Source organism: Alteromonas sp. ABH4_454, from assembly GCF_056311775.1.
Genome location: NZ_CM149972.1, coordinates 1,715,936 through 1,732,038, shown reverse-complemented (window position 1 = coordinate 1,732,038; position 16,103 = coordinate 1,715,936). Strand labels below are relative to the sequence as shown.

13 protein-coding genes and 1 tRNA gene are annotated in these 16,103 nt (G+C 42.6%); 2 read left to right on the top strand and 12 right to left on the bottom strand.

Features of this window, described 5'->3' with window-relative positions:
• Window positions 1–22 precede the first annotated feature (22 nt).
• Both ACYX4W_RS07575 and ACYX4W_RS07570 read right to left on the bottom strand, forming a co-directional pair.
• Window positions 23–352 (bottom strand): hypothetical protein, encoded by a 330-nt coding sequence (locus tag ACYX4W_RS07575; protein WP_334057245.1) that lies wholly within the window; start codon window positions 350–352, stop codon window positions 23–25.
• 188 nt (window positions 353–540) lie between these two features.
• Window positions 541–1,350, bottom strand: a complete 810-nt coding sequence (locus tag ACYX4W_RS07570; protein ID WP_474853863.1) for an MbnP family protein — start codon at window positions 1,348–1,350, stop codon at window positions 541–543.
• A 483-nt stretch (window positions 1,351–1,833) separates the two neighbouring features.
• On the opposite strand from ACYX4W_RS07570, the gene ACYX4W_RS07565 reads away from it, so the two are divergent.
• Together ACYX4W_RS07565 and ACYX4W_RS07560 are read left to right on the top strand one after the other, a co-directional pair.
• Window positions 1,834–1,910, top strand: a tRNA-Ile gene (locus ACYX4W_RS07565).
• Between the two features lie 155 nt (window positions 1,911–2,065).
• Window positions 2,066–3,253: an MFS transporter gene (locus ACYX4W_RS07560; RefSeq protein ID WP_476075163.1), complete on the top strand. Its 1,188-nt coding sequence runs from the start codon at window positions 2,066–2,068 to the stop codon at window positions 3,251–3,253.
• 72 nt (window positions 3,254–3,325) lie between these two features.
• Here the strand turns inward: ACYX4W_RS07560 and ACYX4W_RS07555 are convergent, their stop codons facing one another.
• The 10 genes from ACYX4W_RS07555 to ACYX4W_RS07510 all read right to left on the bottom strand — a co-directional run bounded on the left by ACYX4W_RS07555 (window position 3,326) and on the right by ACYX4W_RS07510 (window position 16,103).
• Window positions 3,326–4,432 (bottom strand): mechanosensitive ion channel family protein, encoded by a 1,107-nt coding sequence (locus ACYX4W_RS07555; RefSeq protein WP_476075162.1) that lies wholly within the window; start codon window positions 4,430–4,432, stop codon window positions 3,326–3,328.
• A 265-nt stretch (window positions 4,433–4,697) separates the two neighbouring features.
• Window positions 4,698–8,126: a M36 family metallopeptidase gene (locus ACYX4W_RS07550; protein WP_476075161.1), complete on the bottom strand. Its 3,429-nt coding sequence runs from the start codon at window positions 8,124–8,126 to the stop codon at window positions 4,698–4,700.
• Window positions 8,127–8,327: 201 nt separating this feature from the next.
• Complete coding sequence (locus tag ACYX4W_RS07545; protein ID WP_476075160.1) at window positions 8,328–8,732, bottom strand: hypothetical protein; 405 nt, start codon at window positions 8,730–8,732, stop codon at window positions 8,328–8,330.
• Between the two features lie 97 nt (window positions 8,733–8,829).
• The gene (locus ACYX4W_RS07540; protein WP_476075159.1) at window positions 8,830–9,771 is read right to left on the bottom strand and encodes a PA2778 family cysteine peptidase; all 942 of its coding nucleotides are present in this window, start codon (window positions 9,769–9,771) and stop codon (window positions 8,830–8,832) included.
• A 4-nt stretch (window positions 9,772–9,775) separates the two neighbouring features.
• The gene (locus ACYX4W_RS07535) at window positions 9,776–10,156 is read right to left on the bottom strand and encodes a PA2779 family protein (RefSeq protein ID WP_476075158.1); all 381 of its coding nucleotides are present in this window, start codon (window positions 10,154–10,156) and stop codon (window positions 9,776–9,778) included.
• A 93-nt stretch (window positions 10,157–10,249) separates the two neighbouring features.
• On the bottom strand, window positions 10,250–10,438 hold the full coding sequence (locus ACYX4W_RS07530) for a helix-turn-helix domain-containing protein (RefSeq protein ID WP_476075157.1): 189 nt from the start codon (window positions 10,436–10,438) through the stop codon (window positions 10,250–10,252).
• 102 nt (window positions 10,439–10,540) lie between these two features.
• A complete protein-coding gene (locus ACYX4W_RS07525) occupies window positions 10,541–11,671 on the bottom strand; it encodes a sigma-54-dependent transcriptional regulator (RefSeq protein WP_476075156.1) in 1,131 nt (376 codons plus the stop codon).
• Window positions 11,668–11,991: a hypothetical protein gene (locus ACYX4W_RS07520; RefSeq protein WP_476075155.1), complete on the bottom strand. Its 324-nt coding sequence runs from the start codon at window positions 11,989–11,991 to the stop codon at window positions 11,668–11,670. Before ACYX4W_RS07520 ends, ACYX4W_RS07525 begins: the two co-directional genes overlap by 4 nt.
• 99 nt (window positions 11,992–12,090) lie before the next feature.
• Window positions 12,091–14,940 (bottom strand): response regulator, encoded by a 2,850-nt coding sequence (locus ACYX4W_RS07515; RefSeq protein WP_476075154.1) that lies wholly within the window; start codon window positions 14,938–14,940, stop codon window positions 12,091–12,093.
• Window positions 14,937–16,103: a hypothetical protein gene (locus tag ACYX4W_RS07510; protein WP_476075153.1), complete on the bottom strand. Its 1,167-nt coding sequence runs from the start codon at window positions 16,101–16,103 to the stop codon at window positions 14,937–14,939. The genes ACYX4W_RS07515 and ACYX4W_RS07510 overlap by 4 nt, the downstream gene beginning before the upstream one ends.

Below are 16,103 nucleotides of genomic sequence, written 5' to 3'. Positions count from 1 at the left end.
CCTGCAAAAGGTAGTTCTGCTTTTAGAAAATGCTGTCTTGGTGAATTTTAATAAACATACCCGTACCAATTTTCGAGTAGTCAATTTTATATTCTTTTCCGTTTAGCGTTTGAATGAATACTAAAGTTTTTTCGTCGCCGAAAACATCGCTAGTCGTTACATCTACTAATTCCATATCCATCATTTTTGCATCACGCTTATTCTCAGGTACTTTACCTTCGTATTGCTTAATGCCTTTGTAGGTCACAAGGATTGGCGGGTTGTCATCGCCATTAATAACCAATAAATCTAACTTTCTAATTTTATGAATGATGGTGTTTCGACCACTTGTAATGAAGGGTTTTTCAGTCATTCTCATCTCCGCGACCGCTTACCTGCTTTTTTATAATTAACATAGATTGTGAACGTCGAGTCTATCACGATGTTAATAATCAGCACATAAGCATTTGGTTGATATATGTGTGCAAAGTATAAACATAAATTGCGAAATGTGAGCAATAAATCGCTAATTTTTAGTGTTTAATTATGTTTATTTCAATTTTACTGCCATTTTATCCACGGTCTATAAACGAGATTATGGATAAGCTTCTCACAGGGCTTAGTTTCAGGAGACTTAAAAACACAGCTTTCAGCTTCGTTTATATCAACTTGTGCCACTATGTTTGAAACAGAAACCTCCAAGTCTAAGTCAGTATCTAACTGAGTCATTGGCAAAATAAACTCTACGCGATTAGTAAATGCACATGACTTTTCAGGCGGCGCTGATGCTGACTCAGATGAACACCCTACGCTTCCCAAATGATAAGACCATTTACGTGTTTCTTTACCACTTTTTGAAACATCCAGCCTTAAAAACTGGTGCCCATTTTGACGACTCGAAAACATCGTCTTATCGTTTAAGGGCGTCTGTTGAGTAAGGGGATCACCGTGGTTAATATCAAAAGGTAACCCCATAGTAAAACGGAGGTTAGTTGCTAGTTTTAAGAGTTCCTCTGACACATCTAACACTATTTTGCTGTTAGCATCATCTGGGTTGCTACATTTGTTGTGAAATTTCAACAATGCTTCATTAGGCGTTTGCCACTGAGTCTGCTTGAACTTCACCCGTTGCCATTTTCCATCTATGCGCACTTCGGGTTTGCTAAGATAGAACCCGAAATAATCGATATTCCAACGCTGCTGACCAATGCTCATGATCATTGGGCACGCGCCTGTGTCTACACCCACAAGTTTAAAGGGTATTTCTCCCGCTTCGCGCCCTTTTAGGTTAATCACGTCGCACCCTACCAGTGTAAGCAATGCAGCGAAAAGTAACGTATATATAGCTTTCATGCGAAAAGGTATTTTCATTTACTTCAATAATTCCTTCAAATATTCCGCAGCCAGAAGCTGCTGCACTTTCACCCACCACGTAATCGATAAAATGAGTGCATGACTATTAAACGCAATAGTGCTGCTTTTAGCGTTTGTGAGTCAAGGCGGACTAACATACAAAAAGAGTAAATATGCGATATTGGGGTAAAGAAAGTGTTAGCTTTTCTTCCAGTACTTTTCCGTAATGCTTTTTTCTAGCGCTTTTTTTCTAGTGCTTTCTTCTAGTGCTTTCTTCTAGTAGTTAGGGGGGGGGTGGGAAGTATTGGATTTCGAATAATGTTTGCTAAAGCTATTCATAAAACAAGCAAAACAGCGACAAAATGAACAAAAATAAAGCAAACAATTCACAAAGCCATCAGCTAGGCGTGACAAGGTAAATAAAACTGCTTATACTTGCGCTCGCTTGTGGTTGTTATGCAAAACAATTTGCAGACAGAATTACACAGCACATCTCAAAATGGCCCCATAGCTCAGTTGGTTAGAGCATCCGACTCATAATCGGCAGGTCCCCTGTTCAAGTCAGGGTGGGGCCACCATTTTCTTCAGCGTCATCGACTAAGAATCCCCCACTAGAAAGCACTTTGCTGTGCACTTTTGCTCAAATTTGAAAAAGCGCCTTTATTAAAACTGTAATACCTCATCTGTAGCCTATCTTTATTATTAGCCTACTTTGTTACCGGTTTTTTATTAGATGAAGCACACCATGTCGCGCCATGCGTTTTACTCGCTAACGGTTACCTTCACTATTTTGTCTGTTCTTGGCCAAGTCTCTACCAGCATTTATAGCCCCTTCTTTTTTGACTTAGCGACAATGTATGACAGTCAGGTGAGCGTGATTGAGCAAAGCGTAGCTGTGTTTTTAGTCGCCTTCTCAGTTTCACAGTTAGCGTCTGGCATAGTGTGCGACTACATAAACAAGCAAAAATTTTTGTTCTGTGGAATCTTAGTATTTATTGCAGGTACACTTATGGTGGCGCTTGCCAGTGAAGAGTCTATTTTTCTTATAGGTCGTGTGGTGCAAGGCTTAGGTGGTGGCGTTGGCGTATCAGTATCGCGAGGGCTGTCACGTCAAATATTTAGCGAAAAGCAGCTAAATACTTCACTTTCGCTCATCAATATTGCTTTTGCTATTGCCCCAGCAATAGCGCCTCTAGTAGGTACAATAATTGGCGAGTCTTTGGGTATTTCCGCTATTTTTTATTTCGTGTTGGTAATGGGGCTACTTGCCCTACTTTTGTTATTCTCAGTATCTAGCATTCTTAGTTATTTTACGCCGCCAGTATCTGACAATGTTTTTAGTCATACGTTAATACTTATAAAAAGTACAATATTAAAGCTCGTCTCGGTAGGCATGGCTAGCGGGCTTTTGTATGGCATTGTGTTTTGCTTCATTACCATCGCGCCCTCTATGGTAATGCAGCAGTTCGGGCTTTCCAAAACCCTGTTCTCGGTATACTCACTGCTAGCCACCTTATCTTTCGTTGTAGGCAGCGTATTTAATATTTGGCTGAAGTCTTTGTCACCTTTGCAAAAGTTCAGGGTATCTAGTTTCTGTTTAGCTTCACTTTCCGTACTTTTTGCGTTGACCGTATTCTTGAGCATAGAGAGTGGGTTAGTCAGTATTTTGGCTTACTGCTATATCACGTTCTTTTTCATCGGTATCGCTATGCCTTGTAGCGTAACTATTATGCTTGGCTATTCTGAAACATCTGCCGGTTTTTTAGCAGCACTCACTGGCTTTTTTCACCTGACAGGGGCCGCCATAGGCGCTTACGCTGTAACATTACTAACGCTAGAGCCTACAGAGTCTTTCAGTTTAATGACTTGTGCGCTAAGTATTGCCAGTATCGCCATTTGCTTCACATTGAAAAAGCCCTAATTGATCATTTTTCTGGTGATGTCAGTGCAATCATACGTTTTAAAAGCGCTACGTTGACGTCATTACCTCTGCTCAGCCTTGCGGCATTCCTTGCTCATGTGCTGTCGACACCCCATTAGCCGCGCCTTCTTGCTCTATATTAAGCGCAGTAATTGGGAACGGTATGACAATCCCTTCTTCATCAAAACGTTTTTTCAGCATTTTAATAAACGCACTTTTAATAAAGAAGCGGTTAAAATATTCGCGGGTTCTCAGCATTATGGTTAAGTTAATACTCGAATTGTCGAAGGTATGAAACAACACAAAAGGTTGGTAGGTTTCAACACCAAACTCATGCTGCTCTAAAATAGTATTGGCCACCTCTAAACAGACCTTTTCAACATGGTCTAAATCAGAGCTATAGTGCACGCCCACTTCAACGGGTACTGATAGTTCGCGTTCAGGATAGTAGTAGTTAATCAGTTTGGAATTAGAGAGCTTGCTGTTCGGCATAATAACAATGTTGTTCGGCAGCATTCTTACCCACGTAGAGCGCCACCCTATTTTCTCAACAAACCCTTGTTCCCCTGAATCTAGTTCAATGAAATCGCCTATACGAATGGGCTTATCCATCACTAGTTGAATGCCTGAAAAGAAGTTTTCAAGCGTGGGCTGTAGGGCTAGAGCTACTGCAAGTGACGTAATACCCAATGAAGCAACGATGGGCGTTATCGATACTCCCATTGTGCTTAAAATGATTAAAATTGCGAGTACGGCAAACACTGCTCTTACTGCACCACCAGCAATAGCGCTGGTGTTTTTCACAATGGTTGATTGGTCGCGATAACGACTTAGGGAATAGGTAACAAAGCGCTCGAAGAAAAGAAACAGGGTAATTATAAGACCTGCCTCAATAACAATAGTTAACGCCTCAATAGCCCTTTCATCTTCTACCTGAAATACTGAAACAATACTTTTCACTAATAGCAGAAAGATAACCCAAATAAGCAAATTAAGCGGGGCATTTAGCGATAGAACTAGCACGCGATAAATATCAGACATGCTGCTGCTTTCAGAACGCGCCTTGGCTTTTAAGCGCACTAATATAAGGCGCTTAATGATGAAAAGCACAATAACAACACCGATTAATCCGGCTATTGCAAGTACCTGCTTATTTTCAAGAAGTTGGGTGCTATCCACGGCTGATGGTGCTCCTGCGTAAAGGTATGGCGCTTTTGGTATTAGCTATAGGTTAATACGTAAAAGAAGACGCAAAAGGTGCACCAATTGTTTTGTTTTTATGTAAAGTTCAATATGCAGGTCGTTTACCTAAGATAATAAAAAAAGCCCCAAACTGTTTTCACAACGTGGGGCTTTAATTTGTTTCATAAGCCTTTAGCAAGGCGCTTATGTGTGGATTACATTTCGCCTATTTGGCCTAGTTTCTAGACGCCTTTACAGACGACTATTTAAGTAAGTTCAAAGGCAATACTTTTCCTGTTACAGGGTTAAACTCGAACGTTACTGTACCCGTGGTCGCATTACCGTTTTCATCAACGTTTGCGTCGCTGATATCACTTACAAACTGGTCAATAACAACTCGGTATGAAGTCGGGCCATTAGCCCAACCATTTACGCGAACACGATAAGTTTCACCAGGAACAATACCGCCGCCAACTTGCTCGTTAGAGCCCAAGTTGCCTGAGCTCGCCATAATATTGCCTTCAGCGTCTAGCAATTCAAAGTCAAGGTCTGGGACTGCTACTACTTCAACATCAGCGCTCAGTGTTGCAACTACACTTGATGCACTAGGCAGCGCGGTAAATGGGATATCAACATAGTCTACGCCATCAACCAATGCTTCATCTGCAGCACCGACTAATATAACGCCTGTGTGCTCTTCAATATTATGGTAGACCACTGATTGTTCTTTTGGCTCAGACGTATCAAAGGTAGGCGTTTCGCCCCTTCCCGTTGATGAAGCCCCAGCTTCGTAACCGCTGATCCGTGCTTGAAACGTAAAGAGTTTTCCGTTTGGGTTATCAAACTTTACGTAACGCAGCGCAGATGTTCTATCTACATCCAGCGATTGGTCGAAACGGAACCTTGCTATGTCGCCGTTTTTACCAGTGCCACCATTATCTGCATTCAACACGGTAATACTGCTATTGCTAATGTAGGTAATATCGAAATCAACTGGGCCGTAAATTCTCTCATCGCCATTGTTTATCAAAGCAATATCGAAGGCAAAAATGCCGTTATTATAGTTAACATTACCCACCTTGTAGTCAACTTGGTCACTCACATCAACCGTGTTTAAACCGGTTGAAGCTATCCCTGACATATTAGAAAAGCCAACCTGCTGATTTGGGTTAAGGCTAATTGCGCGTACTACGTATTCATAGTCAAACGAATCTATGCCTTGACCAGCTCCACGTCCTAAACCTTGCCCTTTGTCGATGTAGTAATTGTCGCCCACTATAAATTCAACATGGGTAAAACCAGAAAATGTGAGGTCGCCGTCAAAATACTCTCGGGTTGGTACACCGGTAAACAAACGCGCATTCGACCCTTTTCTGCGTTTCAGTACTTGATAAGCAAAAGCATCAGGTACGGTTTCCCACGTAATTTCAATCGCATCATCTGAAATAATATGCGCATCAATAGCGCCTGGTGTCGATGGCTTAGCTTGGGTAGCCGTAAACTCGCTCACTGCGGTTGATATAGTCTGTCGACCGCCTATTGGAGCCTTCGCGTTTGCTCCTAGCTCTCTGGCAGCAAAGACACGCTCAATGAGCGCATGGTGGCGACCCGGTGAAGTTAAATCTAGAGGATCGGTCGGATACAAGGCGGCATCTGCTATAAGCACTGCGTCCCTTGCGCGTACAAAGGTGTCTGGCGCAGACACACCTAACACATACATTGAGCCCAAGAAGATACGTTCCCAGGTTTCTTTGCCCAAGCTAGTTTTTTGGGTAGGATCACCTGTAACCGGATCTGGGCGAACGAATTCTTGGCTAGGCTGCACTGCCACCATAAGTTCGCGTAGATCCCACATAGCTCCCGCATAAATTTCCCCATCGCGATGCACCTCGAACGCGTTATCTCTTGTACCTAACTGCGAATAACGAATTTGGCTCTGTGCAGAACGAATAAACTCAAATGAGTCGGGATCAACACCCTGCTCTCTTAAGAATTTCCGTAGATCGCACGAGTTAACGGGATAAGTACCTAAATCCGGCGTTTCCCCTACTGTATACGCCCAAAGATCGGCTTGCCCTTCGTTAAGCGCGCCGCCTTCTGGCTCGCCTTCAAAGCCTGCGATAGGCGTTATAGTCGCATGGGTCCCCTCATGAATGGGAACAGAAAAGTCCATTGCTAAATTGTTAAATAAGTAGCCATGACCATAAGCTGTTGGATTAACCACTACCTCTTCACCCGCAATTTCCTGTGATAACGGAACTGCAAATGCGTTGTCTAACCCCAAAAGCTTCGCCATAAATTCAGGGTCTGCTGGATTATCTGGTGGATCGAGCACATTAGGTATGTGTACCACACCGGTTAACGGTACCGCTTCATTAGGATAGCTATTTGGAAATGAGCCATCGCCCACGCCACGACTATGTACATCATCGCCGTCTTTGTGAAGGTAATCTAAATACTCAAGCAATGTGGTGATATAAATAAACTGGCTTATGCCATCAATGTGGTGTGCCGTTGAAGGTGTTACATGATCATTTTCAACAGGTCTTGCCTCAATGGCAGCATCTTCACTGAAGTGATATGTTCCCGTTGCCGCTTGTGGAAACGGCCCTTTTGTCAGCATCGCGCTTTCAATAAGTGCGTGCTTACCGGTAAGTAAACCTTCAACGCCCGTTACTAAGTTTGATTCATCAAACTTCCGTAAGTTGATGCGTTCCATTCCTTTTGGTTTCCCCGTGTAGCCACCTGCATCATCCTCTATCAAACATTCGCTTTGCATCGATGGCGTAATCGGCGGGAAGGTTGGAAAATAATCCGCAGTCTGCTGAACTAAGCCAATCTGCTCCGTTTGCGCAGCTTCGTTTTCACCTGTAGGAAGAATGGTTTTAACTCTGTCATTACGCGCCAGAATGTCTCCCGACTGGGCATCTATAACATACTCAAACACACCAAACGGATTCGTAGAGTAATAGAAAAACTTCCATGCCAGTTTAAGTTTATTGTTATCTTGTACAACTACTTTCTGTGGAACTGGCTTGGCGAATACGCCGAGGCTTTTCTCTATTTGAGAAAAAGCAGGGTCCAATACATCAAGAGCTTCTACCGGAAGTGTTCGCTTGTAAGACGCTAAATCGGCGGTTGCCACGCTGATCGCGCTATTAGCAGAAAGTACCTGTGTATTTGCAATAGGCGTATTTATAGCTGTATCGGCGAACAGCGCTCTCACCACCTGAGACTCGTCAACTAAGAGCCCAACGCCTCTGTCTTTGATTTTTACACCATCTATAACTTGGTCAAATCTTACTAAATGACCACCCAATGCAGCTTTACTGCGGTGAGGGTTAAAAACGAAATCTTCATCACTAAGACCGCTTAGAAGAGCTGAATGACGACTTATAAAGTCATACCCCATTTGTTCAGGCGAGGCACCCGAAACGTCAATGGCAATACCAAAAACACTGTCTAGATGGCCATTAGCCGTTCTTAACGTAGATGATGGGAACGAGGTTTGCAGTTGGTCTAACGTTATTTGAAACAAATTATTTGGCGGCGGGTTAACAACATTATCAGTGAGATTTATTTCAGCAATACGGTGCGATGAGGTATCTAAAGGAGCGTGTACCGCAGAGGCGCTTGCTACAAAAGGTAAAGCAGCTGCTATCGCAGCATAAATAAGGGTTCTTTTTTTCATTATTCAATCCTTAAAAATTGGAGCTACCAATGCGCTCAGCGTTAATACTGAGCTTTCACTTGATAGCGTTAACCAAATTAGGATCGAGCAAAAAGAGAGCATTCACCATAGGGGTGAACCACTAGAGCGAACTGCACCAACCAGATAAAGAGAATTAAGCTCACTCTTCGTTTAAATGCATTATTTATTAATAGGTTATAATTAGGAAAGAGACTGTAATTTGCTTTTATATTCTTGTTCAAGCCATTGATAAGCTTCTTCGTTATCTGTAAAAAACAAGTAATCCATTGAAGCAAGCTCAGGAATGCGTTGATACATGATCCCGCGGATCACAGGCCCTTTGTATACATAGGCTTTTGCAATGAGGCCCATCTCAGGTAGACGATTAATAATGTGCTTAACCATATCAAACGCTTCGGGCGTAGCGCCTTCTACTTGGCTAATGTCGGCAAGTAAGGCAAAAGGCTTGCCCTTCAACCTCCTAACTAATTCGAAAAGCTCTTCTCGATAGCTTTCGGCGCTACTTTCATTAAAAATGCCATAGAGCTTAGTTGTAATAATCCCATTTGCGTGGGATACCGAAGCGTTACTTAAATTCTTTAACATATCCAACGTTAGTCTTCTTAATCATACTAAAGTATAGCTAAAAAAATAACGTTAGCATTGAATTCGCAAAGTTCTCACTAAGATTCACTGAAAGTTGCTACTCTCTTAGTGCTAGCAACCTGTCGTTATCTGGGAAGCGTGCAAGTGCTTGTTTAAGCACCTCGTTTGCTGACTCAAGCCTATTGCCTTTACGCAATGCAATAACATAGTTGTGCACAAACGCTTGTTGATGTTGGCCTACGTCATAACCTTTTTCAAACCAGGTTATCGCCAGTTTGTTGTTGCCTTCCATATCAGGCTGTTCGAGATAATAATTGGCAATTAGAAAGTAGCTTAACCAATAAGAAGGCCAGGTATGAGATGCAGTTTTTAAAAACGCTAGCGACTGCGCTTTGTCTCCCACTTTAAGCATATCGTAGGCTGCACTTACATAAGTAAAAGGCGTCATTTCAGAAGACGTCACATTGGGAGGAACCGGAGCTAAATACCAGTAATTTCCCCTTCCCCACGTTCTTTCAAAAAGCTCAAGCGACATTTCGTGATTAGGCGTACGGCCAGTATGTAAGGTAACCGTACCCTTATCACTATCAAATCCGATTACAACAGCGTAGTGCCAATGGGGTATTAATTGAATGGATAAATTTTGAAAAACAATCACTGGGATATCGTCATTAACTAACGACATAATAGACGATAATGTTCCTCGCTCAGTGTATGGCAAGAAACCAAATTGTCGGGTAGCGCTGATCATTTCGAGCTGCAGACTTCCTTCTTTTTTCGGAATGAACAACTTAGGCGCAATGTCCTCTGGAGAGGTACTTTCACCATAGTAACCAAACACTTCAGACAGTGTAGTTGGCCCGCAATAAAACTGTTCTTGGGGAAAAAATGGTACAGATTGAATAGTGTGTGATTCCGGCAAAGAGGCCAGACCCTCTTGCCTTAACTTGTCAGCTTGAGGAGTGGACTGACAGCCTGAAAGCAAAAATAGAAGCACAAGGCCTGCCAACACGCAGGCCTTGTTAACTGAATTGATCATCCAATTAGCTGTTTACTGGGCGAATAAATGGGTAAACGTCGGTTACACCAATGAGGTCCAAAATTGCGACAACAGCAAGTACAGTAAGCACTGCGCCTACAACACCACCCGCTGGCGCTTGATTGATTTCATCATTTAGTTGCGCAATCTCGCTGTCGGTCATGCCGTTGATTCTAGCAATAGCTTGGTTGCTATCTACACCTAAGCTTACTAGTTTACTCTGCACATCTGAACGGTTAACCATGTCAATAAGCTGCTGCTTATTGTAGTGAGCGGCTTGAGTTTGCATCACAGAGTCTGAGCTAATTGCCTCTGCATTCACATTTGAGGTGCCTAGCAAAAAAACTGAACTTGCAGCGATAGCTAAATATTTAACGTTTCTCATTTCTACTCCATTATTTTTAGCATTAACTATATGTAATACGTTTTTATGAAATATAAGTTCACGCATTAGCGACAGGCAAAACCACGCCTTAATTCACCTAGTGAGATCACCTTTTTCCCAGCCTTTGATTTTTCTATAAAGCGTGGAAGCACTTACGCCTAAATGAACAGCGGCTACCGGTATATTTCCATCACATATATCTATGGCACTTTCTATAGCACGCTTTTCCACAATCCATAAAGGTTCTATTCCATCCGATGATGATGCGGAGTCCTGGGTCAAACTTTGCGGGCTAACAGCTTTCGGCTCTTGAGGTATTGAAATTCGTGTGGGCTCTTTTTCTATTGAAACGCGATGTAAATCGCCTATTTCTGGAATATCTATCTAGCCACCATCGTTCATCACAACGCATTTTTCTACAACATTCTGTAACTCTCTAACGTTGCCCGGCCATTCGTAACTATTAAACTGCGCGATGACTTTATCAGTAAAACCTAAAAACTCTTTCCCTTCTTCAGCAGCTCTTAAATTTAAAAAGTAGTTCGCGAGGTCAAGAATATCGCTTTTTCGCTCTCTAAGTGGTGGAATGGTCACAGGGATAACGCTTAGCCTATAGAATAAATCCTCCCTGAAGCGCCCCTCGCTTACTTCCGTTTCCGGCTGGCGATTGGTGGCACAAACGATGCGGACATCGCTCTTTCTAAGCTCTGAGCTGCCCACCCGGTTATATGTACCGGTTTGTATAAATCTCAATAGCTTAGCCTGCAGCGGTAGAGCCATTTCACATAGTTCATCTAGAAAAAGGGTGCCTCCATTTGCAGCCTCTACCGCCCCTTCTCTATTGGTTAGAGCGCCGCTGAATGCCCCTTTAACATGCCCAAAAAATTCAGACTCAAACAGATCGGCAGGAATCGCCGCGCAATTAACTGCAATTAATGGACCTAGCGCGCGACTGCTTGATTTATGCAAAAACTCTGCACACACCTCTTTACCTGTACCGCTCTCGCCCGTAACAAGAACACTGGCCTTTGATCGCGCCGCACTAGTGAGTGTTTGCTTAACCCTCATCATCTTTTCACAAGAGCCGATAAACCCAGCATTGCCCTCGAGCTTTGCAGCTTCATGCTTTTTTATTGAACCATCAACATTAACTTCGGCTTGAGCATTGTTTATTGCTTGCAATAATGACGCGTTATCGAAGGGTTTCTCTAAAAAGTCGAAAGCCCCCTCGCGTATGGCGCTCACGGCAACTTCAATTGAACTGTTTGATGTAACAGCAATAACCTGCGTGAGTGGGCTTTTTTTCTGTGCAAATTTTAGTACTTCTATACCAGAGATATCAGGAAGGCAAACGTCTTGGATAATAATATCCGGTGGACTGGTTTTAATAGCGGCCATAGCTGAATAACCGTCACTGAATAAAGAAACATCGAAACCTGCTTTTTCGATCACCGCTTTGTATAGGTTTCCTGCGGCAACACTGTCTTCGACAACATAAACTTTACTGTGTTTCATTCAACTTCCTGATAAGTGGGAAGAGCCGCTACCGTATCTAAGATAATGCTGCGTAGCGTTACAACATCAGTAGGCTCTATAACATCGTACTGATACAACTCTTCAGCGACTTTGCTCAATGTGGTAACGCCATATAATTTTGATGTGTTTTTGAGTATATGGAGAAGGTCTCTCACTTCTTTAGGGCTTGTTTGAAAGGGGTACTTTGCAAGCTGGTTTTGTTGAGCTTCAAGCTCTTCTCGAAATAAATTAAGTAAATGCGCTAATACATCCACACCAACATCGTTTTTGAGAAGCTCTAATACATCTCGATTAAACATGTACTTCCCCTTAAACTACTTCAATTACAAGTATGGAAGTACATTAGCAATTTGCAAATCGCCCTGGGTCATCATTTAGTATAAAAGCCCATTTGACGCTTATTGCAGATAACACATTTCAAGTTTTTCTTGAAGCTTCTCTTTGTTCACTGGTTTAGATACATAGTCATCGAACCCCAACTTCTCATACTGCTGATCAGTATCTTCATTAGCGGTATAGGCGATAATTCGCGTGTGCGTGTTGTTATTACTTCTTCGGATTTTTCTCATCACTTGAACACCAGATATATCGGGTAGATTGATGTCCATAAGTATGATGTCGTATTCCTGTTGAGACGCTTTCACTAGCGCCTCTACAGCTGTGCCCGCACAGTCGATTTCATAACCACTGTTTTCCAACATACTCTTTGTGAGAACTTCGTTGATAGGGTCATCATCAACTAATAGAACATTTAGCCCTTTAACCTTGTCGCCAGATTCAGCTTGAGCTATGCGTTTTGAAGCCTGACTCGCTTGGCTAATATATGGCTTGCTGACAGGTAAAGACAAAACTACGCGTACAAAACCTTTCTTTTCTCTGATAAGAACGTTCGAAGCGCTCAACGCTTTTAAAAGAGAGTCAAAGTAGCGAAGTTCAACACTTTTATCGTAGTTCGCCTTTTCCCTCATCCCTTTTTCAGACATGGTTTTTAGCTCGAAACTGAAGTCACTTTGTTGTAGTGCGCCATGAATTTTATAAATGAGCTCCAGAGCAACACTGTTGTCTTTTCTTTTAAGCCTAGCCTCTGTCACTACTCTCCCGTGTTCAATAGTTTCGATAAGGTTCGTCAACATATACAGGTGAAGCTGAGATAGTAACTTCTCATCAGAATTAACGAGCAAATTACTATTGGTTTCCACACCAAGCTCAACCCTCTTGCTTTGCGCTTTTGTAGAAAGAATATCTACGCCTCGGTCTATTACGCTGTTAACATCAAAATCAGACAGTTTGAGCTTCACTTTGCTGGTTTTCTCTTTTTCTAAACTGGCAAGCTGCTCAGCAACACAACGTATTTGACTATCGACTTCGTTAAGCTGGTTCAAACATACTGACGCATTGGTTTTAGGGTTTTGTAATTGCTCAACTAGTTCGTGTAATAGTAATAAAGGCGCTTTTATTTGCTCGTTGAATTGTGCAACAAAACGTCCTTTAACCACAGCCTCATGCTTAGCAATATCTGACATTTTTGCCAGCTCTTCCTCTCTGCGATGAATATCTGTAATGTCATGGAAATAGCAGACAAATGCCCCTTGTCCCATCCCTCTTTGCAATACTGTGATCCATCGTCCGTCATTCAGGCCGATATCGATAACTTTATCTAAGTCCCCAATGTTACTGTCGCTCTCTTCAAAGTGCGTTATGATTTTATTGCGCTTTGCTTCGTCGAACATTGCATCGTAGGTTCGGTTATTAATTGGCGCACCATCGTCGTAACGAAAAACGTCATTGAACGCTCTGTTGCATACTAATAACGTGCCAGAGCTATTGAAAACAGCAAAAGCGTCGGGAAGCGTGTCTAGTGCTTCGTTGTATAAGGCTTCTCTACTTAATATAGTTTGGTGTGCTTGTCTTATACCTCTGTGTAGGCGACGCGGCAGACGAAGAAAGTAATAAACAAAGACAAACACGCTTACTAATATAAACACATTTTTAACTAGTACCGACTGAGGGATCTCTTTTCCTACAGGGGTTACATAAGGTGTCACTATTACTTTCCAGGAAGAAGGAAATACGTCACTAGAAGCGCTCGCCCCATGTTGGAAGGTTTGCCTTGCAGTAGGGCCTGACTGAGAAAGAAACAAGTTAGGTGTATCTAAATAGACCTGATAATTCGGCGTATTAAGTTGTGAAGCTATTGATGAAACGAGCTGTGTTAGATTGAGTGCTTTCACAATGAAATAGGTTCGGTTGTCTTGAGATTGAAGCTTAGTAAGCAGAAAAGCCGTGTCTGCAACCATTCTAATATTCACACCATCCCTGTTGCCAAAGGAGCTTTGGCGCAGCCAATTCCCAAGTCCGTAAGCCTGCATATCAAATGAGGGCTTTGACCAGATAGCCAATTGTTCATAAGTTGAGCTAAATACACTGTACCCTTTTAGGTAACGCGTTCTTGTATATTGAAGAGACATTAGCCGAGTAAGCCCAATATCGCTAATACCCTCTTGGCTTGCTAAATAGCCCTGAATGAGCAAACTGCTTGACGCTAAGCGTTCTCCTTCTCTATCAAGACGCTCTAGCGATTCAATAAGCGCACTCGCCAAGCTAGATGACTGTCGTTCCAGTTGAGCTTTATGACGAGCCTTATCCAAGTTAAATACTATAGTTGTGACTGCCCAGCTAATAAAAATAGCGCATAAAGCGGCAACTATTTTATGACTGAATATTTGCGTTAACTGAGAGAGTCCAAGGCTAACCTGACTACTGCTTTTACTGCTTTCCTTTGGACTTGTGCCATCATTTGTTGGCGTAAACTTTACTTGGTGTGAAACCATAGAAGCGAATCCCATAAGTTGATTCGCTTGACCCCGTGAAAATGAGCGCACTTTCACATCGGCGATAGAAAGAATTCCTACGGGCTCATTAAATTTGCCAAATACTGGGTACTGAGCGTAAAACTTAAGCGATGCATGTGCACTATTCTTTCGTTCCTGTAGCTCATCTACGTCCTCTATAACATGAAGGTTGTTATCCTGGAACTTCTCTCTCAGTTGCGCTAGTTCATCGTCAATATCATGTGACATATCAACAAGTGAAATGCGTTTAGATAAATTTCGCTCAGCGCAATAAAAGTCTACAACTGCAACGCCAAAATACTGTTGCACTAGCCGCAGGGCAGCTTCTAAATCATTTGAGCGTGTTTGGGTGTGACGGATAGCATTCTCCACATGACTCTGTTGTATAGGTATCATGGCTGTACTCCTTCACCATCAGGTGAGACAGATTGCCAATTATCGCTACTGCTTGATACAGCGCGTTGCGGCAACGTAATTCTAAAAGGTGGAGTTAAATTTGATAACGCAGGCACTGTAGTTCCCTGCGTGTTGACTTGTTCTGCACTGACTAAATTTAAAGGGGTTTTGCAGTTAGTTACACCTTCTTCAATACCCAGTAGAGAGAGTGTGTCCCGGATAAGTTGATTAGAAAGTAAATCGATACCAATCAAATCGAATATTGTTTCTAAAATGGTGAAGACCAGCGTTTGAACAATATCCTCATCTTCTTCTAAAACCGTGCCTTCAGGGCAACATACTGTTCCAAGCGTGACATCTATCGGTCCAATAACTCCTGTTAACGCTAATGCATCTAAAGATGTTGAAAGGAGCAATTCAACTTCTGGCAGATAGTTATCTAGAATATCGCCTTGTGACTCGAATCCAGCTGGACAAGTATCGCAGGCAACGCTTAGTTCAACATCGCTTGTACCCAATAGCACTGAGCCCAATGCCGTTGCTCCCACTAAGCAACTACTATCAGCTTGCTCGATCGCTTGAGAAAAAGGCTCGCAAGGGATCCCGGTTACCACTTTTTGAGACACATATCGCGACTGAATATCCTCATCAAGTGCAGGACATGCCAGTGCTGTACTTCTTAGCAATTTCCCTGTCACGCCACTACCATCAAAACCTATAGCGTAATTAGGCCCTCCCTGTAGCGCATTTAAATAACTTACATTACCTGTATACGGCAGCTGGCCAATGCCTCGCGCGTCAGAAAATTCATCGCTTAGCCCTTTGATACACGGATCACCACTACAGTTTGGAGAGTTGTAATATATCGCTTCTCGACTTGTAAACCGGTCGTCGCGAACACCTATGAGCGTGCGGTATGCCTGCTCGGCCTCTCTATCGAAGTAAAAAATAAGGGGCGCTTGATGCTCATCAAAACCAACGGCTACACCTAGCGGCGTATTAACGCTATCTACCACGGTGACTTGGGTATCTACTCTAGCCATATGTCTTTTAAAAAGTGCATCGCGCACCATAACAATGCCGCCAAAAGTACCGATGACAAGAATTGTTATAATCAAAATTAGTTCAATGGTAAGGACAAACCCCTGCTGATATCGCTTCAT